Genomic DNA, 26,582 nt, shown 5'->3' on the forward strand with positions numbered 1-26,582 from the left:
TTATTTTTTTGGTTTCTTCGGTAAACCTGTTTCTAAATCTAACCCGTTATCCACTCGAACGCCCGCCTGATTTGCCAGTTTCATCATTAATGCCTCACTTGGTTTTGGCGGAGCTTCCCCCTCATACCAACGCTGAAAGGCAATTTTGCCGTCCCATTCCGGCAAAGGGGCTGGGGGTAACGGCACAATATCGTCAAGATCGGGGACTTTGGGTTGGAGGTAGTCTTTATAAGATAAATAATCTTTGATTATTTTATATCGACGAGAACGCTCGGAATCAGGCTGTAAATTTAGAAAATTAAGTTTATCATCCGGTCCGGTTTTCTCACTAAATCCATTAGCTAATTGTAATGCGGACTGCGAATCTCCATTTTTAACCCCTTGATGAAATACTTCCAGTGCTTTTTGATATTCTTTATCCAACTGAAATCCTATCCCTAAGGAATCCGAAGCTTTCCCTAACCCTTGTTCAGAGGCACAAGAAAGTAACTGTTCTATCAATTTCAAACGCATTTGCAAGGTTTCTTCATCATTAATATCACCTAAGATTTCGGAAACAACATATTGTGCCTCACGACTCCCTAAATCCGCCGCCTTTCTTAAATAAGCATATTGACCATCTTTTTCGGTACGTACCCCGTATCCCACATCTAAATAGCCATACAGATTGTAATAAGCGGTGGCAGGTAGCTGTTTTGCTAATTCTTCATTGAGATTATGCACTTCCGTTTGTGGCATATCGGCACTGATACGCCCGCTTTTTAATAAGTATTGCAAGCGGATGTTGGCTTTATAATCGCCGTTTAGTGCTGCAATGCGGTAATACCTCGCCAAGCCGTTCCATACTGCATCGCCTCGTTTGCCTGTCCACATATTGTGCAGGTCGTGGTACAACGCATAGTTATACAGCTGTTGGGTTTCCGCCGAGAGCTCGGGTTTTTCTTCGTGTTTGCAGACGAACGCTAGACTTGCCTGTAATTGTTCCATTGTATTCTGATTCATTTTTTGTTTCTCTTCTTGTGTAATACCTTTTGAACGCGGATTCCCCGGCGCTCCGCCAAATGTGAGATGGGTGTTGGATATAAAATGATCGACTATGCCAATACCAATCCCGACTAATGCCACAAGGGCTAGAATTATATAGGTTAAGATTCTCATCATTAGTCACTCTTGCTCACTGTTGGATCCGCCCGATAAAATTCCCGTAAGGCACAATCAGGAGACTTATTGGTTTGTTGTGCTTTCTTATTTGCCTTAATTAACTGTTGCCAAACATTAAAAGTATCCACCGCCACCGCATAATCATGCATATTATCCGGATTCGCCTCGCTGTTTTTATTGGTGTGCAAATCCCATAAGCGTTTGCGTAACCCTTCCGCTACTTCGCCACATTCCATAATAATGCCTAGCTCCGTATCCACCTGCATACTCCGCGTGTTCAGATTGGCTGAGCTGATGACAGTAAACACATCGTCCATAATAGTGACCTTGGAATGTACATAGACTTCCGCCGGTATCTCGTTGCCTTTGCTGTCTTTGTAACTATGTACGTAGTTGCCCTGTTCATCTTTCGGCATTAAGGTGCAAATATGCGCTTTAATGCCCGGCGTATCGCTGATTTTATAGCCTAATTCTTTGGTGAGGTTGGTTTCTTCTTGGCTTAATTCTTGATTTTCAATGAGATTTGCCTCTTGGTTATTTTGGTTTTTGGCTTTCTGTTCCCCTTGTTTTTTCTCCGCCTCTCGCTGTTTAGCTTTGATATCGGCAAGCTCTTTTTCAAGACGTTGAATTTCTTGTTCGTTGGCTTGATACTCCGCCTGCGCCGCTGCTTTTCCCTCCGGGGTAGGCGTTAGCCTTGCCTTATTATACAAAATCGCTTGATTAACTTTGCGTTTGCCTAATTCCAGTTCCAGCTCTTGACGTTTAATCGCTCTCGCCACCCCCGGCATTACCTCTTGTTTGCCCAATAATTTAAACATTTCATTGGTGGTGTACGTGCCCTTGCCAATGCCTTCATCGGAAGAATTCGTTACGGTGAACCAGTGTATCGGCCCTTCAGCCCGTCCGCCACTTTTCAGTTTTTCCCAGTGGGCGATAAATTCCCGTACTAACGGTGGAAAACGAAAATACTGATTTTCGGTGTAAAGATAACTGGTGGTCTGTTTAATATTTTTTAAATAGACTTTCATAATGTCTTCGACATCCGGTTGGTCATAGGTACGCAGGATTTGTGCCATCAACAATTTACTCCCCTCAACCAGTGATGGATTAGGCGGATAATGTTCACGGGTCAATCCATTACGCTGTGCCGTTAAATTGGTCTCAACAGCATCACTACCCCATTGCGTATTATTTTTTCTATCCCAAGATTGACAAAAGTTATGGTTAATATCCCATAAGACTTGTCCTGTTACGATACTGGAGACATCTTGAAGTGGTGTCTTGCTGTTTTTGCCTTGATTCGGCGCGGTAGTTTTTAGCGAATGCTCACCGGTATCCCAATAGTTATCTACCATGTTATGTTCTAACACAAAACCTACGGCAACGTCAGGTTTGTCATAATCAATTAACACCGTTTTCTGATGGTGGGAAGGGGCGTATTTTAAGGCAACGTTATAAGAACCGTCCGGCAAGGTCGTATCTTTAAAGTTATGTTTTTGCCGGCGTTGAGCTTCTTCGGGTAATGTTTTGTCCTTATAATTATTTTCCTGTTTTGCTACCTTTCGATTTTTATAGATGAGATTTGTCCGTTGCGGTGATTTGGTAAATTCCATCAATGTTTTATGTTTCTCTATTTCATCAATCATCCAATCATGATTGCTACTTTTAAAATTAACCAGTTCTTCATCTAACGCCCCCTCAATTGCATCATACCACCAACGATCATAATCCTTTTGTTCCTGAGTTACGCCTTGGACGCTTTTTTTAAAGGCATCCGGTCGATACCCTAAATTGGCTTCCATTACCGTTTGTAGGTTTAAAGGCATACTCCATACCAAAATCCGAACTTTCACCCCTTCAAGGGCTTTTTGAATCAATAAATCACCAATACAAGGCGAGTGACCGTCCCGTTTAAAATGCATAGACGGCTGAAAGCCCCAAATCGCAATATCAATAGAGGATTTGGCATTTTCAATTCTGTTATGCAACTCTTCAAAGGCTTCTTTGCCGTTGACTAAAGCTTTAAAGGTCGCCGGCACCGGTTGGCTACGGGTTCCATTGTCAAATTTTTCCGCATTCTCTAAAAACCAACTAAAATTGATGGTCGAACACAATTTATATTTCGTTGTGGGGACACGAATGATTTTACCGTTATCTGACATATTCTTTCCTTACTTGATTAGTCCTTTTACCAACGCATCATAAACTTTTGCAATATCTAAAACAGATTGGTGGTTGGTCTCGTCATATTGATAGAATCCCTCATTCATTAGTTCATCATTATTGCTCTCTTTTTCAAATGACTCAATCATGGGAATTTCATAATTCAAACCGTTAACAAATCGAATTTCATATTTTTCAATATGCTCTTCATGAACAATTTCGATTTCCCCTTTATCATCTGTCACGCCTCGACCCAATTCCCGACCATCTGCATAAAGCGTGTAAGGCATGCCAATCAGCGGACGTTTAGTATGCGGCGATTGGAAAAACGTCAATCGCATTGGCGGTAATGTGGCTGAATTCACTTCCGTATTAAAACGCGTCACATGTTCCAACTCGGTACTTTCCTGACAAAGTTCCCCCTCAATATACACATTCCCTATCAGCTCAATTCCCTCTCGGTTGATAACTATCGAACCGCCCGGGCCACTGATTTCTACCGTTTCGTAACCCTCTAAATCAAATTGTTCGCAGATTTGCTCAAACAGTTCGCCCGCCTGCCAACTGCCGTTTTGCGCGATGTCGATGTTGAGTTCATTGCCGACGTGGATGATGGTGTCGCCATGTACATTGACATAACGGTTGTTATTGATGTTAAGGAGGTCATCTTGTTCCACTTTGGTGAGGCGGTTGCGTCCGATGTGGTTGGTTTGGTCTCGGTTGACGGTTAAGGCTTCGTCTTGATTGACGCTTTCCGTGCGGTTGTTGCCGATGTGGACGGTTTCATTTCGGTTCACTTGTTCGGTGCGGTTATGCCCGATTTGGGTGGTTTCGTCGTGTTTGACGAGGTGGTTGAGGTCTTTTTCGGCGTGGATAAAAATCTCTTCTTGTCCGTTTTCGTCTTCAAAACGCAGTTCGTTAAAGCCGTTACCTTTGTGACTTTTGGATTTTATTGTGGTGCGGGTTTTATGTTCCGGTAGTTTATAGGGCGGTTCGGTGGTGCTGTGATAGGTGCGCCCCACCACTATCGGTTGGTCGGGGTCGCCGTTGAGGTATTTGACCAGCACTTCATCGCCGATTCGCGGTATCATCATATTACCGTATTGCACACCCGCCCAGCCTTGAATCACCCGTATCCAGCAAGAGCTGTGTTCGTCTCCGTTGCTCCGTCTGTCCCACGGGAAGTGTAGTTTAACCCGTCCCCATTCGTCACAGTAGATTTCTTCGCCTTCAGGGCCGACCACATGCGCCACTTGGGTGCCACGAATAATCGGGCGGGGTTTTGGCGGGCTGCGCCAAGGTTTGTGATGAGGGATGAGGAATAGGGTGTTTTCGTAATGGTTGCCACTTTTTGAGGGTTCGTCTTCAACCGTTTCCCGTTCTATCGCATCTTCCTCTAATACGCCGATTTGGCTTCCCCTATGTTCGACACGTACGACTAACCATGCTTGGTTGAATGTCGGTGAGTGGTGTCCTTCGAGGCGAAAACCATAACCGGGGATGACGCGCATATCATCTCCCGTAGCCTGTGCCGTTTCTGACTGCGCCAGTTCGGCTTCCAGACGATAACGGCTAAAGGGGTTGCCTTGTTCGTCCCGTTTGTATCGACCAGGGTAATCGTAGTGTTCATAAACTCGCGCAGAATTGACCGCACTTTGGGACGATTTAGGTGAGGAAGAACCGTTTGGGGCAGCAGATTGAGCGGTATGTTGATGTTCTAAATTGTAGTTAGGATTTAAAAAGGTGTAATCACGGAGGGTTTGCCGGGAGGCAGTCATTTTTCGATGGTATTCAAACTGCCAAAGACTGGCAAAAGGGCGCTCGCCTGCCGGGTTGGCGTTATAGGTCAAGGTGCCTAAAATGGGCGAAGACCGACTTTGATGGGCAAAACATAATTCGTGGCTGTCGGCATCATGTTTGAAATAATAATACCAACCTTCTTCCGCCGCCAAGCGTTCAATAAAGGCGACATCCGTTTCCCGATATTGTACGCAATATTCCCGTTCCCAATCCGACGGTAACGGTTCAACGGTGACTTTTTCCACCCGATTTTTTTGCAACAACGTGCGGATGATTTTTTCGCTGTTTTGATGTTGGAAAATACGGCTGTCCGACTGCAACCCCGCCCGCACCAATGTCGGCTCTACCACCATGTTATAATGCGTGCGCACAAAGCCTGTTTTACCTAACCCGAATCCTGTGACAATCCCGTTCACATAGCGTACCGCTTTATCCCCCTGCCAAAAGGTGAAAGTGACCGGTTTATCCATCAGTGCCGAAAAAGGAATATTCGGGTCAAAACTGGATAACATCAGTTCTAAACGAAAGGGCTCGGAAAGCCCTTCGGTTAACTGAAAACTCACTACATCAAAAGGGTATTTATCGCTGGAATCAAGGGTGTAGCGGTAGTTGGATTGGGTTGCCATAAATCATCCTTTATTTAGTACAAAACGTTGCTAGTATAAGATAAATATGTTTATTTTGCACACAACTGTTACACCATATCAAAAAATCAGCTTAGTTTTAACCGCACTTTCATTCCCAACGATAAAACGCAAACGTTTCCCTTTGTTGTGCTTTAGCGTATAATCCGCGCTTTCTTTTACATAAGGATCCAATATGAATAACCAACTCCTCTACTCCGTTGAAGATAAACCGCCTTTTGGATTGAGTTTATTGCTCGCCGCACAACATTTATTGGCTGCACTTGGGGGAATTATTGCCGTACCTTTGGTGATCGGCAATGTATTAAAATTATCCACCGAGGACACCATTACTTTAGTAAACGCTGCCTTGTTAATTTCCGGTGTGGTAACGGTGATTCAGTGTCAAGGATTAGGCCCGATTGGTATTCGCTTACCCAGTGTGATGGGAACCAGTTTTACCTTTGTTGCCGCCGCATTGGCAATCGGCTTTAGCGATTATGGCGTAGCAGGCATTCTGGGCGCGTCTTTGGTCGGTTCTTTAGTGATGATTATCGGCAGTTTTTTTATGCCTTATATCCGTAAACTTTTTCCACCAATTGTAACCGGTACTGTCGTGATGATGATTGGCTTGAGCCTAATTCCCGTTGCTGTGGATTGGTTTGCCGGCGGTCAGCGTGGCGATGCCAACTACGCCACACCGGAAAATTTAATGATGGCAACCTTTGTGTTAATTATCGTTGTTGCTTTAGTTCAATGGGGTAAAGGGATCTTTTCTGCTGCGGCTATCGTGATTGGCATGATGATGGGTTATGCCCTCTGCTTAGCACTGGGCTGGGTTGATTTTTCAGGTGTATCGAACGCACAAACCTTTGCGGTTCCGCAACCGCTCCACTTTGGACTTGCCTTTCCAATTTCCGGCATTATCGGTATGTCTATCGCTTATTTGGTTACTATTGTTGAATCTAGCGGTAACTTTCTTGCATTGGGTAACGCAACAAAAACCGAAATTACCGGCAAACATTTACGTGGCGGGGTATTGGCGGACGGTTTAGGCTCTGCCTTGGCGGCGATAATGTCCACCACACCGTTTTCTTCTTTCTCACAAAACATCGGGGTAATTTCGCTAACCGGTGTCGCAAGTCGCCATGTGGTCGCATTAACCGGTGTGTTATTAGCATTAGCAGGGTTATTTCCTGTATTTGGTGCATTAATCGTCTCTATTCCACTACCGGTACTCGGTGGCGCAGGCTTAATGATGTTCGCCATGATTATTGCTGCGGGAATTCAAATGTTGGATAAAGTGGAACGTAGCAAACGTAACGGGTTAATTATTGCTATTTCAATAGGTTGCGGCTTAGCGGTTACCACCCGTCCGGAACTGCTTGATAAACTACCGCACTTTTTCAAAGAGGTATTGGGTTCGGGTATAACGGTTGGTTCATTATTGGCATTAATATTGAATTTAATTTTGCCGGAAGATAAGCAAATCACAAAAGAGTAATGAGAGAAAGAACACGCAATGATACTAGGCAACAATGCGTGTTTTTTGAATCTGTGAGGATTCATACCACAGGTTTTTGGCGATAAAAAATCAATCCGGGCAACGCAAGCCCAAAAACCAGCGCCCCTAAAATAAAGGCGGTGTTAATAAATGAGCTGATCATTTGCTCCAAAAGTGCATGAGAATAACCATAGTGATGAATTTGTACTATCGAAATCATCGCTTTATAAGCATGCACGCCCGGAATCATTGGAATGATCGCTGCTACCGTAAATGCCTTTGGATGTGCCAAATAACGGTGTGATAAGTGCACGCCAATAAAGCCTATAACACAAGTGGCAAAAAAAGTTGCAAATACAATGGGTACATTAATATGCAAGAGTAATGTGCGTGTTACATGCCCCAAAGCCCCTAAAATCGCACAATATTTTAGTGCCTTAGGCGGTACATTAAATGCTAAAGCAAACCCAATCGCAGGAATGGCAGCAAAGGCCATATCATCAAGCAAACTCAATAGAAACATCATCTTAATGCCCCCATGTCGTGATATGTAACATACTCAATGCCAACACAATGCCAAGACAAGCACCGAAAGTCAGAACCGTCGCAATTGTCCAACGCCCTAACCCCATATTGACATAGCCTTTTAAAATATCTGCCAACGAATTAATTAAGGGGAATCCCGGCACAAGCAACAACACACTGGACGCTAAGGCAATTTGCGGATCATTTCCCCATTGATATTTCAAACTGACACCGGAAATGAGGGAAGCTACAAACGCAGTAATCGCAAAAACAATCGCCGGATTATAATGATATTTTGATAATTCTTGCCGAACAAACATCGCCACGGCGGAAGCCAAAAAAGTTATCAGGCAAATCAGCCAATCTCCTCCCGATAAATGTGCAAAAGAGGCACAAGATAAGCCAATCATCGGCACCACTAAAGCACGGTGATACTTTAAGGGATTTAAATTATCCAGTTTCTTTTGTGCCAGATCCAAATTGTATAATTTATGCTCTACCGCAATTACAATACGCTGAACTTCGGTCACCATTTGCATATTGATCCCTTTATCGGTATTTTTTCGTACCGTGGTAATGCAATGATGGTTGGAGAGCGTTGTAATCACCACCGCATTTGCCGTAAGGGCACATTCTACACTTTCCACGCCAAGAGCAATCCCTAAACGTTGTGCCATTTGCACCACCACCGCACTTTCCGCCCCATGCTGTAACAACAATAATGCCGTTTGCACACAAGCCCGCGTGACTCCCCGTTGATACGCTTGTTCCATCATCATCCTCATAGCTAAAATTAATTGGATGAATTATAGATAGCTTGATAAAAAACGGTGAAAAAACAAACCGCACTTATGATCCAAATCAAAAGTGCGGTAAGGTTTTTGTTCGTTTTAGTGTTTAACGACTTTAGCCTGCTTAATCATATTATCTGCCACCTCAAGAATGGTGATTTGCAAACCTTCGATTTCACAAACCGCCCCCTCATCAGGGATTTCCTCAAGGTGCTCTAGAATTAATCCGTTGAAAGTGCGGGCATCTTCGGTATCCAATCCCCAACCAAACATTTTATTCAGATCCCGAAGGTTGGCTGAGCCGTCAATAATGATTGAACCGTCAGATTGCTGGGTTACTTCCTCGTGAATACTCGGTGCGGTGGAAGTAGTAAAATCACCAACAATTTCTTCCAAAATATCCTCTAGTGTAACCAAGCCTTTAATATCACCGTATTCATCTACCACAAGTCCAATGCGCTCTTTATTCGCACGGAAATTAGCCAATTGTGTTTTTAGCGGTGTCCCTTCCGGAATAAAATACACTTCGTCCGTCGCACGAATAAGCGTTTCTTTGGTAAATTCATTTTTTTCGAGTAATAATCGGAACGCTTCACGAACACGCAGAATACCAAGTACATTTTTATCAAGACTGCCTTTATACAACACTACGCGATTATGTGCCGCATGATTAAGCTGACGCATAATGGCTTTCCAGTCGTCATCAATATCAATACCGCCAATTTCATTGCGCGGCACCATAATATCGTCCACAGTGACGGTTTCCATATCCAAAATAGACAGCAACATTTGCGGGTGCTGTTCGCCCGGTGTCGCTTCTCCCGCTTCACTCACGATACTCCGTAGCTCTTCACTGCTGATTACCTGTTTTTGCATTTCCGGTTTTAGTCCCATCATTTTCATTAACAGCGTGGTAAATAAATTCATAAACCACACAACCGGATAGAAAATCTTAAGCAAAAAATTCAAAATATGGCTAGACAAAAAAGCCACTTTTTCAGGATGAAGTGCTGCCACTGTTTTAGGGAAAATTTCAGAAAATACAAGCATCACGAAAGTCAATAATCCCGTTGCAATGGCGACACCAGCATCACCGTAAAGGCGCATTCCAATCATCGTCGCAATTGCTGACGCACTAATATTTACCAGGTTATTAAAGATAAGAATAAAGCTCAATAATGTGTCGGGCTTTTCTAATAACTTCTCTGCTTTTTGTGCGCCTTTGTTACCTTGCTCGGCAAGATAACGCATTCGATATTTATTCAAAGAAAGTAAGCCGGTTTCGGAGCTTGAGAAGTAAGCGGATAAAACTAAACAGATAACGAGTGTAATAAATAACGTACTAAGGGGAATACTGTCCAAGGGAAAATCCTTTTATTAGTTAAACAGGAGTTGGATAAAAAACCAACGATAAAGGCGAACCTCTGCCCGCCCTTATTGACTACATTAACCGACTACCGAAGTAGGCAATCGTGAGCAAAATAATACCTGAAATAGCGTAAATAATCATCCTTTTTCCACGCCAGCCTAAACGCCAATGCCCGAATAGCGCCACACCAAAAACAATCCACGCAAATAATGATAAAACGCCTTTGTGAATATTTTCAGCAGTTAAAGCATTCATAGAATGGTAGGTGCCAGAGATTAATGTTAGTGTCAGTAAGAATTCAGCGGCAGCAAACAAACGGAAAAAATGCCGTTCAACGGTAATCAAAGAAGGCATCACCGGTGAAAATGCGGTTTTCTTCGCTTTTAAAGTACGATCAATCCAGGCTATTTGAATGGCGTATAACATTGCAATAAAACACACTGCATAAGTAAAAATAGATAAACCGATATGAAATAGCATTGCTAAATCCTGATTCAATAGCTGAATCATATAACTCGGTATAAATGTCGCCAAAATCACATTAAAAATAGAAAAGGAAAACACAATCGGCAGTAAAAACCACATGGAATTTACCACCAACATTGCCAATATTGCCAAAATTGCAATGTTTACACTCATTAATGAGCTAATTTCCACCAGGCTGAACTTACGTTCTATGGCTAATTCCTGTAATGCGGGATAAAGGCTCACTAAATGAAACACCACGGCTAAAAGTGCGGTCAAAAAGAATAACGTTTTTTTCGGACGGCGTTTTTCGTTATCCGAAGAATTAAGCAACGGCGCAATCATCAAGGCGCTAATTAAATAAAACAAAATCGAAAAAATGGCAAACCACATAATCGTTGTCTCTTGTTAGGAATTGTTATTATTTTAACGTTCTGATTCCGAATTCGCCATAAATTTATTTGAAATGGTGAAAAACGCCTAGATTTCGGTATAATCACGGCAATTTTTGATGAGAAAACAGGATTAATCATGTTTGAGAATTTATCTGATCGCCTTTCTAAAACCCTACGTAATATCACGGGGAAAGGTCGTTTAACGGAAGATAATATTAAAGATACCCTACGTGAAGTACGTATGGCATTGCTGGAAGCGGATGTGGCATTGCCTGTCGTTCGTGAATTTATCGCTAAAGTGAAAGAAAGTGCCGTTGGGGAAGAGGTTAATAAAAGTTTAACACCGGGACAAGAATTCTTAAAAATCGTTCAACGAGAGCTTGAAAAAGCCATGGGCGAATCAAACGAGAGTCTGAATCTGGCAACCCAACCACCGGCGGTGATTTTAATGGCGGGTTTACAAGGGGCAGGGAAAACAACCAGTGTCGGAAAACTGGCAAAATTTTTGCGCGAACGCCATAAGAAGAAAGTGTTGGTTGTCTCTGCCGATGTATATCGCCCGGCGGCAATTAAGCAATTGGAAACCTTGGCACAATCTGTAGGCGTGGATTTCTACCCTTCTGATGTTAAACAAAATCCGATCGATATTGCCAAAGCCGCTCTTGCGGAAGCAAAACTCAAATTCTACGACGTACTCATCGTGGATACCGCAGGTCGCTTGCACGTGGATGGCGAAATGATGGATGAAATCAAACAAATCCACAGTGCATTAAATCCTATTGAAACGCTCTTTACCGTTGATGCGATGACGGGTCAAGATGCGGCAAATACTGCGAAAGCTTTTAATGAGGCATTACCGCTTACCGGTGTCATTCTTACTAAAGTAGATGGCGATGCTCGTGGTGGGGCAGCGTTGTCTATTCGTCAGATCACCGGTAAACCGATCAAATTCCTCGGGGTGGGAGAAAAAACCGAGGCGCTTGAGCCGTTCCACCCTGATCGTGTTGCTTCTCGTATTTTAGGCATGGGCGATGTGCTTTCTCTGATCGAAGATCTTGAACGTTCGGTAGATCGCGAAAAAGCGGAAAAAATGGCACAAAAATTCAAGAAAGGCGATAGCTTTACTCTTGATGATTTCCGTGAACAATTGATCGAAATGAAAAAAATGGGCGGAATGATGTCGATGTTGGAAAAGCTCCCCGGGGCAAAAAATTTACCGGATCACGTCAAAAACCAAGTGGACGATAAAATGTTCATTAAAATGGAAGCCATTATTAACTCTATGACGCTAAAAGAACGCGCTAATCCTGACATTATCAAAGGTTCCCGCCGTCGCCGCATTGCCTTAGGTTCCGGCACGCAAGTGCAAGACGTGAATAAATTGCTCAAACAATTTGATGAAATGCAGCGAATGATGAAAAAAATGCGTAAAGGCGGTATGGCAAAAATGATGCGGGGCATGCAAGGGCTCATGGGCGGCGGCTTAGGCGGTCTTGGTGGTCTGGGCGGTATGTTTAAACGTTAAAAAATAAGTACAGCAAAAACAAAGTGCGGTTGAAAATACCGTATTTTTTAACCGCACTTTTTTATCTCCTCTTGATCTCGATCAAGCCCATACCCGATTTTTAGTATGGGTTTTCTTCCCCATCAACTTTATACTGCACTTATATTCAATTTTTCTTATAAAATTTCAACATGAGTAATAATCCATTTAAAGCCTGTTGGTCTATGCCGGGTAATACCCTCTGCTTGGGACATTGGGAGATTTCTTATTTTGATCTGCCCGTTGTGTTACCTCGCGAACGTCGTGATCAAGATATGGGTACAGAAAATATTTATAATTTTATGGATCCCGAGGACGAACTTTATCGCGAGGGATTAGGGGAAGATGACTGGATTGTCGAGAACATTGAATGGCTGTCCGATGTGTTTATTGAACACAATATTCCGCTGGAAGAAAACACAATACGGGCTTTTTATCAAGCCGTAAATAAAGAAGATTGGCGCTGTGGCAGTTGCGGCGGCTGTATTTAAAATAAATCATTTTGCCCTTTCTCACCATCTATAGTTTAATGGCTCAATATTTTTCCTTGCCAGTTTACTATGCGCCTTGTAATAACACCTTATCAACTCTGCTGAAGCGAGCAAAAAGTGCGGTTAATTATTCCGGTATTTTTGAACCTGTCCTCTCTCTTTTCAAACAATAAAGCTGATAAAGATTCACGCAAACAAGAAAAATATTTAATAAGGCAACCGGATACGCCTCAATAATCATTCCGTAAATAACAAATAAGACATCGCCAATTGTGTTTACAATGCGTAAGCGGACAATAGATTTAAACAAGAATGAGGTTGCAACAAAAAATGTCGCCATATAACCTAATAATTCAATAGAATTGAGTGCCATAAAACGATCCTCTAAAAATGAGTTGTCGCATAATAGAAGATTTTTAGCGAGAGGAAAAGAGAGCGAAATAAAAGCAATCGGTTGCACGGTAAAGAATTTTTTATTTCGCTAAAAATGCCCTCAATACCTAGATTAAATAAAGATAGTTTGAACCAACCCCATATAAAAAATTGTCCCTACCGCAATGGATAAAAACATATTTTTCTTCCAAAAATGGAGCCCCAACACCAATGCGCCGGCAAGAAAGTCGGGGATACCCCGATAGCCGCTCAATAGATCAATATTTTTATAGCAATAAACCACCAACATACCAAACATCGCAGCAGGCAGTACTCTACCAAGATAACGGATATATTCAGGAATCGGACGATTTGCCGGAAAAATCCAGAAAGGTAAAAGTCGGGTAAATTGCACTGTCAGCACACAAATACCAATGGTAATAATCTGTTCCGTTAAGGTCATTTTAGTGACTCCAATTTATATTCCATTTTAGGGCGGCGTAATGTCAGGATTAACCAAATTCCGATTAAGGTTGGGATTAAAAAATGTTGTTTCCCCACGATAAGCAGAGAAATTAAGGCGATTCCTAAACCGAGCAAAGAACTTTCGTGGGATTTTTCTTTCATCCAATTTTCCGCAAAGATCACCAGAAAAAGTGCGGTCATGGCAAACTCAACCCCCTTTAAATCAACGGGTAAAATCCCGCCAAACAAATTCCCCATCGCCGCGCCCAATACCCAATAAATGTGCAGATACAAACTCACAAAGAACATATACCAGCCTTTGTCTAAGTGCGGTGGAATTTTTGCCATATAATTCAATGAAAAAGATTCGTCCACTAAGGAACTAATTAAATACCAACGTTTTTTACCAAGATGCACGCCATATTTTTCCAACATAGAAATAGCATAAAAAATTTGTCTGCCACTCACCATCAGTGTCACTAATAACACACTTAACGGCGAAAAAGGCAATACCAACGCGCTAGCGGCAATGAACTCCACCGAACCGGCATAAATTAATAATGCCGTCAGGGTGGGATACCAAGCACCAAAACCCAGTGCTTTCATATAAATGCCGTATGCTGCGCCAAGAAATAAAAATCCTGCGATCATGGGGGCGCTGTAAGACAATGCTGCTTTGGCTGCTGCACGGATAGGCGATATCTGAGAAGAATTCATTTATTCCCTCGCTAACTCTAAAACGGACAATCCCGGTAAAGTGGAAAAACTTTGAGATTTAACGGTTTGATAAAAATCTTCCATATACGCAAGACTTTCATCTTCTTTACGAATGGCTGCATATAAATTGCTATACAGACCCTCTTGCGTCACTTTGCGCGCCACTACATAGCCTTTTTCAAGATAAGGTAACGCCGCCCAATAAGGAACGGTCGCAATACCCCGACGGCTTGCCACTAATTGAATCATTGCGATGGTCAGTTCAGTAGTACGGCGTGTGGGATTAATGCCTTTCGGTTTTAATACTTTACGCAATAAATCCAACATATCGTCCGGTACAGGATAAGTTACCCAAGTTTCATCGGCAAAATCTTCCGCTTGCCAAATTTCTTTCGCAGCCAAGGGATGATCTTTCGAGCAAATTCCAACCATCTCATAAGAAAAGAGCGGTTTAAAAACCACATCATCATTTGTTTCAACTTCAGATACAATTGCCCAATCTGCGCGATGGGAAAGTAATAAACCAACAGGATCCGTGTGAAAGCCGGATACAATATCCAATTCAACCAAACCCCAATGCTGACGAAACTCATCCATCGCAGGCATTAACCAATCAAAACAAGTATGACATTCTACCGCTATGCGTAACTGCCCCGCATCACCATGTTTTACTCGGGTTAAATCACGTTCCGCATCAACCACTTTCGGTATGACTTCATTAGCCAGACGAATTAAGCGTTCTCCTGCTGCAGTAAAACGGAGCGGGCTACTTTTTCGCTCAAACAAGGGCAAATCAAAGTGATCTTCAATCAGTTTAATTTGATGAGACAATGCGGATTGGGTGAGATAAACCCGCTTAGCCGCCAAAGAAACACTGCCGGTTTCTTTTAACGCTAGTAATGTTTTAAGATGTCGAAATTCAAGAAATGTGGGCTTCATGAGTACCATTCATAAAATAATAAAAATGAATGAGCAATATGATACCGTAAAACAGGGAAAATTAAAGTTTAAGGAATAAGAACCTTTTTTTTCTTAGTGATATTTTCATTACTTACTATATTAAATACAGTTACTCTGAGCATATATACAAAAATAGCGGCATCAGTTGATGCCGCTATTTTCTATGAACTTTTTTACGTTGAAACTCAAACCGGATGGGACATTAATGCATTAATCACCCCGACTACAAGATTACATTTAGGAATAACTGAATTTATCTCCAAATATTCCGTTTTCGCATGCATATTACCACCGGTTGGTCCCAAACCATCAATCGTCGGACACCCTGCCGAAGCCGCAATATTACCATCACTTAATCCACCTGCATCAACCCATTTTATAGGTATAGCCAATTTTTCTCCCACTTCATCAAATACTTTTTTAATTAAAGGAAGATATTTTTCATCAATCATTGGGGGTTCTTTATTAATTAACGTTTTTGTTGAAGTGACCCCTTCCACCAACGGATTTTCAAGCACGCGTCGCAAATGATGTTCAAAAAATTCAATAGACGAAGATTTTTTATAGCGCATTTCGATCATTAACGCAGCATAATCCGCAATCACATTATGCCCACTACCACCATGGGTTATCACATAATTAAACGTATGTCCGGCATCAAAATCATTCAATTTATAAAATTCAGTTATGAAATGTGCCGCTTCAACCAATGCGGAACGTCCCCTCTCAGGGCAATTTCCCGCATGAGCCGCCACACCGTGAAATTCAATTTGGTAAGTGACCATTCCTTTTCGGGTAGAAACCATTGAACCGTCTTCACGTGCTGGTTCCATCACAAAACAATAACGTGCTTTGCGTGCATATTCACGAATACTTTCTTTTGCATAGAGTGAGCCGTTTTCTTCGTGAGAATTTAAATAAATCCCGATTGTGTATTTTGATAAATCCAATTCCTGAGTGATATAAAAAGACAATAATGCACCAGATTTATCATCAATCACACCTAATGCATTAATCTCCCCATTTTTCCTTGTAAAAGGCACATCCTTCCCTGTTCCTAATGGAAATACAGTGTCCATATGCGCAACAAAAAGAATATCGAATTTCTCAGCGTCTAAACGGTTACTGATAAATACCCCCTGAGCAACCTTATCTGAAGTCATGGAAATTCGTTTATGTTGTAATCCCTGTGTTTCTGCTTTTTTTATGAACCACTCCGCCACCTGATTAACTCCATTAATATCGTTCGTTGGGCTTTCAATATCAGTGAGTTCTTTAAGTTCATCTAAAAATATATCTAACTGCTCATTATTCATGGTTTATTCCTCCATTGCTAAATTAATACCCTCATTAAGAACATCGCTAAATAAGCATTAATAATACAAATACCAAAAAGCACTAGATAATGCTTTCCAGGTACACCCAATACTCCTAAAACACGCCCCATATATTGAACCGTAGAACCGACTAACGCCATTCCCGGAATAAGAATCGCAATATGTTGTGTATTAAGCGTACCTTCCTGAACTAAGGCAACCAATACACCTGCGGCACCACCCCAACTTAAAAATGCGGCAAGGAAAACCGCAATGGATTCACCCGGTAAACCCAATGGAGTCATCACAAAACCGACATATTCTCCTAATAGTTTCAACAAGCCGGAGGCATTTAAAATATAAATAATCACAAAAGCCATTAATACATTAGGAATCGTACTATGTATCGCGATATTCCAGCCTTTTCTTGCCCCTTCAACAAAAATATCGGTAATTAACTTTGATTCTGTATTCGTTTGCTTACTCATAGTGCTACCTCATTTTCTTTCACAAACTTTTTCACATAAAGTCGCATTAAATTAGCCCCAAAAACTTTAAATAAGAAAATCACCCCTAATGCCATCGCAATAGACACGGGTGCAACTGCACCAGCTTTATCGGTGATCAATAGAAGGGGGGCAAAAGAAGCGAGAAAGTTTGTCAGAAATGCGCCAGCACTAAATTGAAAGGCAGAGAAAATTAACAATTCATGGTGGGTGATTTGACCTTCGTCATATAAGAACTTAGCGGTAGAACTTCCGGCATCTGTACTTTGTGTACTGGCAATAAGCGAAATAGAGCAATTCCCCGGAATTCCCATTAACGGCTTAAGCACGGGACTTAGCCATTTAGAAGCGGCGAGTAATGCACCATAGTGTTCAAAAATCGCTACAAATCCCAACGCCAACATCACACTGGGAATTAACGTCAAAGCAAATAAGAAACCGCCTTTTGCGCTAGTACCGCCTGATGTTTTAAGCCATTCAGGAAATTGACCGGTTAACCTACTAAAATCAAAAATACCGCCCAAAAAATCTTTGGCAAATCCACCAAAAAAGATAATGGCACACACGAATGAAAGTGTGCCAATAATGAGGGTATTCGTATTAATTTCTTTTTTCATACACACTCCTTCCTTATCACAAGAAATAAAATACCAATAAGAGTGTACAATAAAACAAATAGCTGAAATGTGATAAATATCACAAGAACAAAAGCGCGGTTAAAATTTCTTTCGTTTTTAACCGCGCTTTTTTATTTTTCCAACTGGACTGGTAAAAATAAACTCAACGGACGCTGTTTGATAATCTCTGCAACTTCACGCCAAATGACCCACCAACTGGTTATTTCTGCATTTAAGGAACGTAATGCCACCCAGAGGGTTAAAGAAAAACTCACCACCAAGTTCACTAAACCGATTAACAAGACAAAAACGATACATTGTAATAAAAATGCAAAATCGAAATGTCCGCTCACGGCAATATAACCGACATTAGCAGAAGAAAATGCCACATGACGAATATCTAACGGCAAACCGGTTAAATACCCGACCACACCCGTTAAACCAAGCAATAACCCAAAACAAAGATTTCCGATGATGGAACCATAATTTTCGTGCATATAATCCGCCAGTTTTTCACGCAGTCTCAAAGGCAGCAATTTTTTCAATAACGGATGCTGGCGTAAACGCATTCGCATATTCAAGTAATTGCTACGATTATCAAAATAGCCTGAAATAATACCTGAACAGAATAGCCATACTCCTGCGATTGCCGCAAACCATAATGTGCCGGCAAAAGGATCGATACTGTGTAGCTGATACTCAATCTGTTCCTGATTCATCAGCTCTTCACCGATTTGATACCGGTAGGCAAAAGCAATAAACATCGCCAAGCTCATCGCGACAATCACATTACCGAGAACCGCAATACTTTGAGAGCGAAATACATCCACCAATAATTGTGCCAATTTTACATTTAGGCTTTTACCTTGCGGATTCTTTTCGACCGCTTCAGCAAAACGGGCTGCCGTCATTGCAGGCTGTTTCGTTGCCACAGTAAAATGCAACATAAAAATCAACGTAAACCCTAAACCGTAATTAAGCCCTTCTGCAATACCTTTCCAGACTTTATCATCAATTATACCGCCCAAATAGATTTTCAATAACGCCATTACTGCGATCAATACCCCACCGCCAGCGGCAGAATAAAACATAGCAAAATATTCTTTTTTGTCCCGTGTAATGTAATGCTCGCCATGATCCCCGGCATTCTGTGTAATGCTTCGTGCAATCAGCTTTGAGCTTTGTTTCCATAGACGGGACACACTATGTTGCTCTGCCGAGGCACGGGCAAAACAAGCCGTCAATAACAAAATACGTCGTGGCAAATAACGATTTGATACAAAAATTGCCATCAATTTCTCTAGGCGTTCAAGGGTTTGTGAAAGTCGCTCCAACAAATACGCAACGTGAAGAGATGAACCGACTACCGCCCCCCGTTTTTGCAAACGCTCAATCAGTTGCTGACATTGATCAAACATCACCTGTAAATGACTATCATCAAAAGTTTCATTTTGACGACGGGCCACTAACCAATCAACGACTTCTCGATGTAATGCAACAAAAGGTGAATCGGCATTTAACAATGACGGCTCCATACGCATTAACTCCGGTTCCATCTCTTCAGCGGCAATCCAGATAGAGAGCATTTCGATAGCAAATAGCCCTTCATTTTGAAAATGCACACGTAAGCGCTCACGATCCTTTTCCGTCGTTTTACGTGCCAATACGCCAAATATCGCCCGCCATTCTTTCAATGGAACAGCATCAATCCAACGAGCGTCGTCTTTATCATTAAAAAGTAAATAAAAAATATCGCGTAAATCGTTCACATCTTTAAAAGAAGGGCTGAATCGTTCATAAAGACGTTTTTTCATCTCACGACCAAACCCTTCACGCGGTAGAATTCCGCTACTAATAAAAATCGGATACAAACGCAAACGACATAACCAATCACATAATAAGGCCGCCACCGAACAGGCAAGTTCATGATCTTGCTTTAAAATACGTTTAATTAAACGCAGATGAGGAACAACCTGCTCTTCACGGCTTTCACGCAAAAGCCGACAAAATCCTTCCATCAATCCAAAGGCATCATTATCGGCAAGTTTCTTATGAATAAATTGCGGCAAGGTTTCCGGCTTTACAATCATTGACTTCAAATTATCTTCCCCCTCTAAATTGCGAAAGCGTACCATTATACAGATTGAAAAGAAAATTGGAAAAGTGCGGTTGGTTTTGCGGGTAAATTTATAAATTCGCCATAAATCATAACCCGCTGTTCACCTATATTTGCTTGATGACTTCCACAATCACTTTTTTGGCATTCTCCAAAATCTTCGTTAAAATAACCGCACTTTTATTTGTTATGAGGAAGGCAAAATGTCAGAGGTGCTTAGCCATTTAATTCATCTACTTAAACTTGAAAAAATTGATGATTTGACTTTTTGTGGGGAAAATCAAGATTTAGGTTTACGCCAAGTTTTTGGCGGGCAAGTTGTCGCACAGGCGTTGTCGGCGGCAATGCAAATCGCACCGAAAGATCGCCTTTTACATTCGTGCCACGCCTATTTTCTCGCACCGGGGGATAGTCAATATCCTATTATTTACGCTGTAGAGACACTACGTGAAGGAAGAAATTTTTCTGCATTGCGAGTGAAGGCGATTCAGCATAACCAGCCGATTTGCCACATTACGGCTTCTTTTCAAATGTCTGAAGAAGGCTTTGAGCACCAAAGTGCAATGCCAAATGTCGGACAACCCGAAAGTTTTATTGATGAAAACGCAATGATACAAAAAATGGCCTCCGGCTTACCTGAGCCGTTAAAAGAAAAATTTATGGCTGAACGTCCTTTTGAAATACGGACAAAATATCTCAATAATCCTTTCAACGGCGTAAAATTGCCGCCTGAACAATACTCATGGTTTAAAACTCAGGGGAAAGCTCCGCATAATCTTGCCATACAGCAATGTTTGCTTGCCTATTTTTCCGATTTTCACTGTCTTTTGACCGCACTTCATCCTCATGAAAAAGGCTTTTTACAACAGGGTATGAAAGTTGCCACGATTGATCACAGTATTTGGTTTCATCGCCCGTTTGATTTAAATAATTGGCATCTCCACGCAATTGAAAGTAATAATGCTTTTGGCGGGCGTGGACTAGCACGCGGACAAATTTTCTCACAAGATGGAAAACTAATCGCGACAACACAGCAAGAAGGTTTAATTCGTTACCAAAAATAACCGCACTTGAGGCAATAATGAAAATAGAATTTTGGCATAAGGTTACCCAAGCCTTACAGGAAACCGATCCGAATATAAAATGTGAGCTTGTTAATCAGCTCTATGATGAGATTTTACCGACCATTTCACTTACGGAAATCCATGATTTCCCCCAAATTGGCGTTGAACAAAATATTGCGGGATTCCCTTCAAAACCTAACCTTGTCGCCCCTAAAGATGTGCCTAAACGCGCATTTGCAACAGAAGAGGGCTATGCCGCAACCTTACACGCCATTGCGCACATTGAATTTAATGCGATTAATTTGGGGCTGGATGCCGCATGGCGATTCGGACGAAATGCACAAGAAGAGTTAGGAGAAGGGCTGGCTTTTGTAAAAGATTGGTTACGCGTAGCACGAGAAGAAAGTACGCATTTTACTTTAATAAATAACCATTTAAAAACCCTAGGGTATCAATATGGTGATTTTGAGGCACATGCCGGTTTATGGGAAATGGCACAAGCCACTGCTCATGATATTTGGGAAAGAATGGCGCTTGTTCCACGGGTATTGGAAGCAAGAGGATTGGATGCGACACCCGTTTTACAAGAAAAATTGCCCAACGTAGAGATTTTGCTGCCGTTGATATTTTAGATATTATTCTACGGGATGAAATTGGCCACGTTTACATTGGTAATCATTGGTATCATGCGCTTTCGGCAAAACGCGGACTGGATGCGATGAAATGTTTTAGTGAATTATTACGTAAATATCGCATTGTAATTTTTAAAGGTGTGATTAATACCGATGCGCGGATTCAGGCAGGTTTTACTCAACATGAATTGGATTGGATTTATGAAGTGGAACAAACATTAAAATCCTATATTAAGAAGTAAAAAGTGCGGTCAATTTTGACCGCACTTTTTAACTAATCTGAGTCTGAAAAACGTTCAATTCTCGCACCTAAACAACGAAGTTTTTCTTCAATATGTTCATAACCTCGATCAATATGATAAATACGATCAACGATCGTTTCGCCGGTTGCGATACATCCGGCTAAAACCAAACTAATTGAAGCACGCAAATCCGTTGCCATCACTTCCGCACCGGAAAGTTGCTGCACACCGTGGCATATTGCAGTGTTACCTTCAATTTCCGCTTTTCCACCCATACGGATTAATTCAGGGATATGCATAAAACGATTTTCAAAAATAGTTTCTGTGATAATACTCGTTCCCTGTGCCACCATATTTAATAAAGTAAACTGAGCCTGCATATCCGTAGGGAATCCCGGATGTGGTGCAGTGCGAATATTCACTGCTTTTGGACGATTACCAAACATATCCAAAGTAATTGTATTTTCGGTAATATCAACCTGCGCACCCGCTTCACGTAATTTATCAATAACAGCATCCATCGTATCGGCTTTGGTGTTTTTACACACTACCCGTCCACCGGAAATCGCACCGGCAATTAAAAATGTTCCCGTCTCAATACGATCCGGCACAATACTGTGTTCACAACCGGTTAAACGCTCCACACCTTCAATCGTGATATGATCTGAACCTGCTCCGCTAATTTTTGCGCCCATTTTATTAAGGAAGTCCGCCGTATCAACGATCTCCGGCTCACGGGCCGCATTCTCAATCACAGTTTTCCCTTTCGCAAGGGTTGCCGCCATCATAATAGACAACGTTGCGCCGACGCTGACTTTTTCCATAACAATACGCGTACCGATTAAACGATCCGTAACCTGTGCTTTTACATAGCCTTCTTCAAGCGCAATGTTTGCACCCATTTTTTCAAGACCGCTAATATGCAAATCTACCGGACGTGCGCCAATTGAACAACCGCCGGGCAATGAAACCTGCCCTTGACAAAAACGTGCAACCAAGGGTGCAAGCGCCCAAATTGAAGCCCGCATTGTTTTCACTAAATCATAAGGTGCAATAAAGTGATCAATTTTTGACGCATCAAGTAACACGGCACCACTTTCATCACGTTCCGCCATCACGCCAAGTTTGCGTAAAATTTTAAGGGTAGTTTCAATATCTTTGAGTTCCGGTACATTCGTCAATTTTACCGGCTCGGTAGCTAAAATTGAGGCAAACAAAATCGGAAGGGCAGCATTTTTAGCGCCAGAGATGGTTACTGTACCGCTTAAACGGGAAGAACCACCATAAACACGAAATTTTTCCATGGTAGAAATCCTAATTTAACTGGATTGATGTAAAAGACGATCCATTTTCCACTTTTCCGTGGTATAGGTCTTGATGGTTAATGCGTGAATTTCACCAGTTGTGAAATAAGACATTAATGGGGCATAAATAGTTTGTTGTTGTTTAACCTTTGACAAGGCTGCAATTTCATCACTCACGACTATCACACCAAAATGTGCATTTTCACCCTGAGCATACACTTCATCAACATTTAACGTTTCTTTTAAAATTCGTTCAATTTCTTGCAGTTCCATTCGGATTCCCATTTTAATGATGGTCAATAAAAGCTGCGATCCAATCAGAGAGATTGACTAAATCCGCAAGCGTCAATAATTGTTGGGGGGGATTAACTAAACGCACCGTTTTATTAGGCAATTGTTTACTGATATGCAAAAAATCGCAAATGAGTGCAAAACCTGCAGAATCCATTTTTGTGATCGCCGTTAAATCCCATTCGATAATTGATTGATTTAACTTAGCCCCAGATAAAAAAGAAGCACGTTGCTGCCATAAGGCTAACAACGTGTTGCGAGATAGCTCCCCGGAAAATCGGATCGCTATCTTATCATTATTTTGAACCAAATCCCAATTTAATCTTGCCATGAGATTATTTGCTTAATGTGACAGGTTGAGCGGCTGATTTTTGAATTTGAGCCGTTAGCGCATCAATACCTTGTTGGCGTAAAATACCACTCCACTCGTTTTGTTTGGTAACAACCATGCTCACACCTTCAGCCACCATATCATAGGCTTGCCATTCGCCGGTTTTACTGTTTTTACGCCATTTAAAATCCAGTTTAATCGGTGCGACACCGCCGTTTTGAATAATGTTCACACGAATGCTCACTAAATTTTTACCTGCAATATCTTTCGCCGGTTCAATTTGAATATTTTGATTGCTGTATGCCGTCAGCACTTGTGCATAAGCCTGCTCAATAAAATCCCCAAACGCTTTAAAGAATTTTTCCCGTTGTTCCGGCGTCGTGGATTTAAAATGCGAACCCAATACTAAAGAGCCCGCATAATTCACTTGTACATAGGGTAATAAATCATTACGCACGATAGTACGCAAATAGTTTGGGTTTTGTTTAATTTTGGCTTGGCTGCTTTTAATGTCCGAAAACAATTTATCCGAGGCTTGCTGCATTAACACATAAGGGCTGGTTTCCGCCATTGCCGTGCGTGCCATAAAAAGTGCGGTCAGTGCAAACGCTAAAACTGCACACCATTTTTTCAACTGAGTGATTTTCATCATAAATCTCCTAACTAAACATTGTTATTATTTTGCTGTCGGTTCTGCGTTTTCCGCATTCCCTTCTGTTTTTTTGTCGCCATAAAGGAATTGACCAATCAAATCTTCCAATACCATAGCTGATTTGGTATCTTGAATCTGGCTACCGTTTTTTAACATTGCGGTTTCACCGTCATCAAATCCCATAGTTAATGCAATATATTGCTCACCCAATAAGCCCGATGTTTTGATCGATAACGAACTATTTTCCGGAATTTCATTATATTCTTCGTTAATCGCGATATTCACTTTCGGTAAGTAGGTTTTCTCATCTAGATCAATACTGCTGACCCGCCCTATCACCACTCCGCCGACTTTTAACGGCGCACGGACTTTTAGTCCGCCGATATTATCAAAAGTTGCAGTCACCGTATAAGATTTATTCTCACCGAAACCCTGCACATTTGCCACGCGTAAGCCTAAAAATACCAACGCCCCAATACCGAGTAATAAAAATAATCCTACCCAAAATTCATATTTAATCGTTTGTCGCATAAAATACCCTTTTAACCTGCCCCAAACATGATGGCAGTCAAGATAAAATCTAATCCAAGCACCACTAATGAGGCATGAACGACGGTTCGCGTTGTGGCTTGACTGATGCCTTCTGATGTCGGTATGCAATCATAGCCGTTAAATAATGCAATCCACACCACTGCAACAGCGAAGAACAGGCTCTTAATAAATCCATTAAGAATATCGTAGCTCCAGCTCACCGCATTTTGCATGACAGACCAGAAACTACCGGCATCAACCCCTTTCCAATCTACACCGACCAGTGAACCGCCCCATATCCCAATCGCAATAAAAATAATGGAAAGGATCGGCATCGCAATAATGCCCGCCCAAAAACGTGGAGCGATAACACGGCGAAGCGGATCAACCGCCATCATTTCAAGACTGGAAAGCTGCTCGGTAGCTTTCATTAAACCGATTTCCGCGGTCAATGCCGAGCCCGCCCGTCCGGCAAATAAAAGTGCGGTCACTACCGGCCCTAATTCCCGCAAAAGCGATAATGCCACAAGCTGACCAAGACTGGTTTCAGCCGAAAAATCGACCAATACCACATAGCCCTGTAATCCCAAGACCATTCCGATAAATAAGCCGGATAACAGCACAATTAACAACGATTGCACACCTAAAACGTGCAACTGTTTAATCAATAACGGGAAATGTTGGCGAATTTGCGGTTTGCCGACCAAAGCCCCGAACAACATAAAACCGGCACGCCCTAACGCACGGAAAAAACGAATGACACGTCGTCCAAGAGAAGAAATCATCTCAATCATTGAAATAACTCCCCAATATAATTTTCCGCCGGATAATGGAATTTCACCGGCCCGTCCGCTTCCCCTTTTAAAAATTGCAACACTTGCGGATCTTGGCTTGCCAATAGTTGTTCTGCCGTCCCTTCTGCAATCACCCGTTTATCGGCAATAATATAAGCGTAATCGGCAATACTTAATACTTCTTGAACATCGTGCGACACCACAATAGAAGTTAAATTCAATGCTTCATTGAAACGCTTAATTAAACTCACAATAACCCCCATGCTAATAGGATCTTGTCCTGTAAAGGGTTCATCAAACATTATTAAATCTGGATCCAATGCAATCGCACGGGCAAGTGCCGCTCGACGTGCCATACCGCCGGAAAGTTCGGACGGCATCAACTGTGCCGCACCGCGTAAACCGACTGCTTCCAATTTCATCAATACAATTTGGCGAATTAAGCTTTCCGGTAAACGGGTGTGCTCCCGAATCGGGAACGCCACATTATCAAAAGTGGAAATATCGGTAAAAAGCGCACCGGATTGAAATAACATCCCCATACGTTTGCGTACTTCGTAAAGCTCACGATTAGAAAGACGACAAATATCTTTATCATCAAACCAAATTTCACCTTGTTCCGGATGTAACTGTCCGCCAATTAATTTTAACAGTGTGGTTTTTCCGATGCCCGAAGGCCCCATAATTGCCGTAATTTTCCCTTTTCGAACTTTCAAATTCAAGTTATCGTAAATCACACGCTCACCCCGCTTAAAGGTGAGGTTTTTGACTTCGATTAGGTTTTGCTCCATTCAAATCTCATTTTAGTTGGGTGATCTTTCAAACCACCGATTATACTTAAT

The 26,582-nt window shown here is 41.9% G+C and carries 26 protein-coding genes and 1 pseudogene; 5 read left to right on the plus strand and 22 right to left on the minus strand.

Annotated elements, in window-relative coordinates; genetic code table 11:
• From PNEUHYL_RS01695 to PNEUHYL_RS01705, 3 genes are read right to left on the minus strand one after another with little or no spacing between them, the layout of a single operon-like run.
• On the minus strand, positions 1 to 1,158 hold the full coding sequence (locus PNEUHYL_RS01695; RefSeq protein ID WP_059368794.1) for an SEL1-like repeat protein: 1,158 nt from the start codon (positions 1,156 to 1,158) through the stop codon (positions 1 to 3).
• A 2-nt stretch (positions 1,159 to 1,160) separates the two neighbouring features.
• Positions 1,161 to 3,323 carry a phospholipase D-like domain-containing protein gene (locus tag PNEUHYL_RS01700; RefSeq protein WP_059365558.1) on the minus strand — a complete coding sequence of 721 codons (2,163 nt, stop codon included), beginning with the start codon at positions 3,321 to 3,323 and terminating at the stop codon, positions 1,161 to 1,163.
• Between the two features lie 9 nt (positions 3,324 to 3,332).
• Positions 3,333 to 5,750 carry a type VI secretion system Vgr family protein gene (locus tag PNEUHYL_RS01705; protein ID WP_078061246.1) on the minus strand — a complete coding sequence of 806 codons (2,418 nt, stop codon included), beginning with the start codon at positions 5,748 to 5,750 and terminating at the stop codon, positions 3,333 to 3,335.
• A gap of 193 nt (positions 5,751 to 5,943) precedes the next feature.
• On the opposite strand from PNEUHYL_RS01705, the gene PNEUHYL_RS01710 reads away from it, so the two are divergent.
• Entirely contained in the window at positions 5,944 to 7,251 is a 1,308-nt protein-coding gene (locus PNEUHYL_RS01710) for a nucleobase:cation symporter-2 family protein (protein WP_059365559.1), read from the plus strand.
• A 61-nt stretch (positions 7,252 to 7,312) separates the two neighbouring features.
• Here PNEUHYL_RS01710 and PNEUHYL_RS01715 read toward each other — a convergent pair whose 3' ends face one another.
• From PNEUHYL_RS01715 to PNEUHYL_RS01730, 4 genes are all read right to left on the minus strand, one after another.
• A complete protein-coding gene (locus PNEUHYL_RS01715) occupies positions 7,313 to 7,774 on the minus strand; it encodes a threonine/serine exporter family protein (RefSeq protein WP_059368796.1) in 462 nt (153 codons plus the stop codon).
• A gap of 4 nt (positions 7,775 to 7,778) precedes the next feature.
• A complete protein-coding gene (locus tag PNEUHYL_RS01720; protein ID WP_077663954.1) occupies positions 7,779 to 8,549 on the minus strand; it encodes a threonine/serine exporter family protein in 771 nt (256 codons plus the stop codon).
• A 117-nt stretch (positions 8,550 to 8,666) separates the two neighbouring features.
• Complete coding sequence (locus PNEUHYL_RS01725) at positions 8,667 to 9,929, minus strand: HlyC/CorC family transporter (protein WP_059365561.1); 1,263 nt, start codon at positions 9,927 to 9,929, stop codon at positions 8,667 to 8,669.
• Between the two features lie 79 nt (positions 9,930 to 10,008).
• The gene (locus PNEUHYL_RS01730) at positions 10,009 to 10,794 is read right to left on the minus strand and encodes a cytochrome C assembly family protein (protein ID WP_059365562.1); all 786 of its coding nucleotides are present in this window, start codon (positions 10,792 to 10,794) and stop codon (positions 10,009 to 10,011) included.
• A 138-nt stretch (positions 10,795 to 10,932) separates the two neighbouring features.
• On the opposite strand from PNEUHYL_RS01730, the gene ffh reads away from it, so the two are divergent.
• Both ffh and PNEUHYL_RS01740 read left to right on the plus strand, forming a co-directional pair.
• On the plus strand, positions 10,933 to 12,321 hold the full coding sequence (ffh, locus tag PNEUHYL_RS01735) for a signal recognition particle protein (RefSeq protein ID WP_059365563.1): 1,389 nt from the start codon (positions 10,933 to 10,935) through the stop codon (positions 12,319 to 12,321).
• Between the two features lie 170 nt (positions 12,322 to 12,491).
• Positions 12,492 to 12,830 carry a hypothetical protein gene (locus PNEUHYL_RS01740; protein WP_059365564.1) on the plus strand — a complete coding sequence of 113 codons (339 nt, stop codon included), beginning with the start codon at positions 12,492 to 12,494 and terminating at the stop codon, positions 12,828 to 12,830.
• A 127-nt stretch (positions 12,831 to 12,957) separates the two neighbouring features.
• On the opposite strand, the gene PNEUHYL_RS01745 is transcribed toward PNEUHYL_RS01740, so the two are convergent.
• From PNEUHYL_RS01745 to PNEUHYL_RS01780, 8 genes are all read right to left on the minus strand, one after another.
• Entirely contained in the window at positions 12,958 to 13,203 is a 246-nt protein-coding gene (locus tag PNEUHYL_RS01745; protein ID WP_059365565.1) for a YgjV family protein, read from the minus strand.
• Positions 13,204 to 13,335: 132 nt separating this feature from the next.
• A complete protein-coding gene (locus PNEUHYL_RS01750) occupies positions 13,336 to 13,665 on the minus strand; it encodes a branched-chain amino acid transporter permease (protein ID WP_059365566.1) in 330 nt (109 codons plus the stop codon).
• Positions 13,662 to 14,384 (minus strand): azaleucine resistance protein AzlC, encoded by a 723-nt coding sequence (azlC, locus tag PNEUHYL_RS01755; protein ID WP_059365567.1) that lies wholly within the window; start codon positions 14,382 to 14,384, stop codon positions 13,662 to 13,664. Before azlC ends, PNEUHYL_RS01750 begins: the two co-directional genes overlap by 4 nt.
• Positions 14,385 to 15,323: a LysR family transcriptional regulator gene (locus tag PNEUHYL_RS01760; RefSeq protein WP_059365568.1), complete on the minus strand. Its 939-nt coding sequence runs from the start codon at positions 15,321 to 15,323 to the stop codon at positions 14,385 to 14,387.
• A 206-nt stretch (positions 15,324 to 15,529) separates the two neighbouring features.
• The gene (locus PNEUHYL_RS01765) at positions 15,530 to 16,660 is read right to left on the minus strand and encodes a M20/M25/M40 family metallo-hydrolase (RefSeq protein ID WP_059365569.1); all 1,131 of its coding nucleotides are present in this window, start codon (positions 16,658 to 16,660) and stop codon (positions 15,530 to 15,532) included.
• A 17-nt stretch (positions 16,661 to 16,677) separates the two neighbouring features.
• Positions 16,678 to 17,148 (minus strand): YjiG family protein, encoded by a 471-nt coding sequence (locus PNEUHYL_RS01770; protein ID WP_059365570.1) that lies wholly within the window; start codon positions 17,146 to 17,148, stop codon positions 16,678 to 16,680.
• On the minus strand, positions 17,145 to 17,783 hold the full coding sequence (locus PNEUHYL_RS01775; protein ID WP_059365571.1) for a nucleoside recognition domain-containing protein: 639 nt from the start codon (positions 17,781 to 17,783) through the stop codon (positions 17,145 to 17,147). Before PNEUHYL_RS01775 ends, PNEUHYL_RS01770 begins: the two co-directional genes overlap by 4 nt.
• A 131-nt stretch (positions 17,784 to 17,914) precedes the next feature.
• Complete coding sequence (locus tag PNEUHYL_RS01780; protein ID WP_059365572.1) at positions 17,915 to 19,873, minus strand: site-specific recombinase; 1,959 nt, start codon at positions 19,871 to 19,873, stop codon at positions 17,915 to 17,917.
• 229 nt (positions 19,874 to 20,102) lie between these two features.
• Between PNEUHYL_RS01780 and tesB the strand changes: the two genes are divergently transcribed.
• A complete protein-coding gene (gene tesB / locus PNEUHYL_RS01785) occupies positions 20,103 to 20,963 on the plus strand; it encodes an acyl-CoA thioesterase II (protein WP_059365573.1) in 861 nt (286 codons plus the stop codon).
• 17 nt (positions 20,964 to 20,980) lie between these two features.
• A pseudogene (locus tag PNEUHYL_RS01790) lies at positions 20,981 to 21,837 on the plus strand (ferritin-like domain-containing protein).
• 32 nt (positions 21,838 to 21,869) lie between these two features.
• On the opposite strand, the gene murA reads toward PNEUHYL_RS01790, so the two are convergent.
• From murA to mlaF, 7 genes are read right to left on the minus strand one after another with little or no spacing between them, the layout of a single operon-like run.
• Entirely contained in the window at positions 21,870 to 23,141 is a 1,272-nt protein-coding gene (murA, locus tag PNEUHYL_RS01795) for a UDP-N-acetylglucosamine 1-carboxyvinyltransferase (protein WP_059365574.1), read from the minus strand.
• A gap of 15 nt (positions 23,142 to 23,156) precedes the next feature.
• Positions 23,157 to 23,414, minus strand: coding sequence for a BolA family protein (locus PNEUHYL_RS01800; RefSeq protein WP_059365575.1), 258 nt, complete (start codon positions 23,412 to 23,414; stop codon positions 23,157 to 23,159).
• A gap of 13 nt (positions 23,415 to 23,427) precedes the next feature.
• Entirely contained in the window at positions 23,428 to 23,763 is a 336-nt protein-coding gene (locus PNEUHYL_RS01805; RefSeq protein WP_059365576.1) for an STAS domain-containing protein, read from the minus strand.
• A 4-nt stretch (positions 23,764 to 23,767) separates the two neighbouring features.
• Positions 23,768 to 24,415: a phospholipid-binding protein MlaC gene (mlaC, locus tag PNEUHYL_RS01810; RefSeq protein ID WP_077663953.1), complete on the minus strand. Its 648-nt coding sequence runs from the start codon at positions 24,413 to 24,415 to the stop codon at positions 23,768 to 23,770.
• Positions 24,416 to 24,439: 24 nt separating this feature from the next.
• Positions 24,440 to 24,946 (minus strand): outer membrane lipid asymmetry maintenance protein MlaD, encoded by a 507-nt coding sequence (mlaD, locus tag PNEUHYL_RS01815; protein ID WP_059365578.1) that lies wholly within the window; start codon positions 24,944 to 24,946, stop codon positions 24,440 to 24,442.
• Between the two features lie 11 nt (positions 24,947 to 24,957).
• Positions 24,958 to 25,740 carry a lipid asymmetry maintenance ABC transporter permease subunit MlaE gene (mlaE, locus tag PNEUHYL_RS01820; RefSeq protein WP_059365579.1) on the minus strand — a complete coding sequence of 261 codons (783 nt, stop codon included), beginning with the start codon at positions 25,738 to 25,740 and terminating at the stop codon, positions 24,958 to 24,960.
• On the minus strand, positions 25,737 to 26,531 hold the full coding sequence (mlaF, locus tag PNEUHYL_RS01825; protein WP_059365580.1) for a phospholipid ABC transporter ATP-binding protein MlaF: 795 nt from the start codon (positions 26,529 to 26,531) through the stop codon (positions 25,737 to 25,739). The genes mlaE and mlaF overlap by 4 nt, the downstream gene beginning before the upstream one ends.
• Positions 26,532 to 26,582: the final 51 nt, after the last annotated feature.

This window comes from Rodentibacter caecimuris (assembly GCF_001019715.1).
Lineage (GTDB): Bacteria > Pseudomonadota > Gammaproteobacteria > Enterobacterales > Pasteurellaceae > Rodentibacter > Rodentibacter caecimuris.

Excerpts from the sequence above, each read along its gene's own strand:
- PNEUHYL_RS01695 (WP_059368794.1), bottom strand. The coding sequence starts at position 1,158 with ATGAGAATCTTAACCTATATAATTCTAGCCCTTGTGGCATTAGTCGGG.
- PNEUHYL_RS01700 (WP_059365558.1), bottom strand. The coding sequence starts at position 3,323 with ATGTCAGATAACGGTAAAATCATTCGTGTCCCCACAACGAAATATAAA.
- PNEUHYL_RS01705 (WP_078061246.1), bottom strand. The coding sequence starts at position 5,750 with ATGGCAACCCAATCCAACTACCGCTACACCCTTGATTCCAGCGATAAA.
- PNEUHYL_RS01710 (WP_059365559.1), top strand. The coding sequence starts at position 5,944 with ATGAATAACCAACTCCTCTACTCCGTTGAAGATAAACCGCCTTTTGGA.
- PNEUHYL_RS01715 (WP_059368796.1), bottom strand. The coding sequence starts at position 7,774 with ATGTTTCTATTGAGTTTGCTTGATGATATGGCCTTTGCTGCCATTCCT.
- PNEUHYL_RS01720 (WP_077663954.1), bottom strand. The coding sequence starts at position 8,549 with ATGGAACAAGCGTATCAACGGGGAGTCACGCGGGCTTGTGTGCAAACG.
- PNEUHYL_RS01730 (WP_059365562.1), bottom strand. The coding sequence starts at position 10,794 with ATGTGGTTTGCCATTTTTTCGATTTTGTTTTATTTAATTAGCGCCTTG.
- ffh (WP_059365563.1), top strand. The coding sequence starts at position 10,933 with ATGTTTGAGAATTTATCTGATCGCCTTTCTAAAACCCTACGTAATATC.
- PNEUHYL_RS01740 (WP_059365564.1), top strand. The coding sequence starts at position 12,492 with ATGAGTAATAATCCATTTAAAGCCTGTTGGTCTATGCCGGGTAATACC.
- PNEUHYL_RS01745 (WP_059365565.1), bottom strand. The coding sequence starts at position 13,203 with ATGGCACTCAATTCTATTGAATTATTAGGTTATATGGCGACATTTTTT.
- PNEUHYL_RS01750 (WP_059365566.1), bottom strand. The coding sequence starts at position 13,665 with ATGACCTTAACGGAACAGATTATTACCATTGGTATTTGTGTGCTGACA.
- azlC (WP_059365567.1), bottom strand. The coding sequence starts at position 14,384 with ATGAATTCTTCTCAGATATCGCCTATCCGTGCAGCAGCCAAAGCAGCA.
- PNEUHYL_RS01760 (WP_059365568.1), bottom strand. The coding sequence starts at position 15,323 with ATGAAGCCCACATTTCTTGAATTTCGACATCTTAAAACATTACTAGCG.
- PNEUHYL_RS01765 (WP_059365569.1), bottom strand. The coding sequence starts at position 16,660 with ATGAATAATGAGCAGTTAGATATATTTTTAGATGAACTTAAAGAACTC.
- PNEUHYL_RS01770 (WP_059365570.1), bottom strand. The coding sequence starts at position 17,148 with ATGAGTAAGCAAACGAATACAGAATCAAAGTTAATTACCGATATTTTT.
- PNEUHYL_RS01775 (WP_059365571.1), bottom strand. The coding sequence starts at position 17,783 with ATGAAAAAAGAAATTAATACGAATACCCTCATTATTGGCACACTTTCA.
- PNEUHYL_RS01780 (WP_059365572.1), bottom strand. The coding sequence starts at position 19,873 with ATGATTGTAAAGCCGGAAACCTTGCCGCAATTTATTCATAAGAAACTT.
- tesB (WP_059365573.1), top strand. The coding sequence starts at position 20,103 with ATGTCAGAGGTGCTTAGCCATTTAATTCATCTACTTAAACTTGAAAAA.
- murA (WP_059365574.1), bottom strand. The coding sequence starts at position 23,141 with ATGGAAAAATTTCGTGTTTATGGTGGTTCTTCCCGTTTAAGCGGTACA.
- PNEUHYL_RS01800 (WP_059365575.1), bottom strand. The coding sequence starts at position 23,414 with ATGGAACTGCAAGAAATTGAACGAATTTTAAAAGAAACGTTAAATGTT.
- PNEUHYL_RS01805 (WP_059365576.1), bottom strand. The coding sequence starts at position 23,763 with ATGGCAAGATTAAATTGGGATTTGGTTCAAAATAATGATAAGATAGCG.
- mlaC (WP_077663953.1), bottom strand. The coding sequence starts at position 24,415 with ATGATGAAAATCACTCAGTTGAAAAAATGGTGTGCAGTTTTAGCGTTT.
- mlaD (WP_059365578.1), bottom strand. The coding sequence starts at position 24,946 with ATGCGACAAACGATTAAATATGAATTTTGGGTAGGATTATTTTTATTA.
- mlaE (WP_059365579.1), bottom strand. The coding sequence starts at position 25,740 with ATGATTGAGATGATTTCTTCTCTTGGACGACGTGTCATTCGTTTTTTC.
- mlaF (WP_059365580.1), bottom strand. The coding sequence starts at position 26,531 with ATGGAGCAAAACCTAATCGAAGTCAAAAACCTCACCTTTAAGCGGGGT.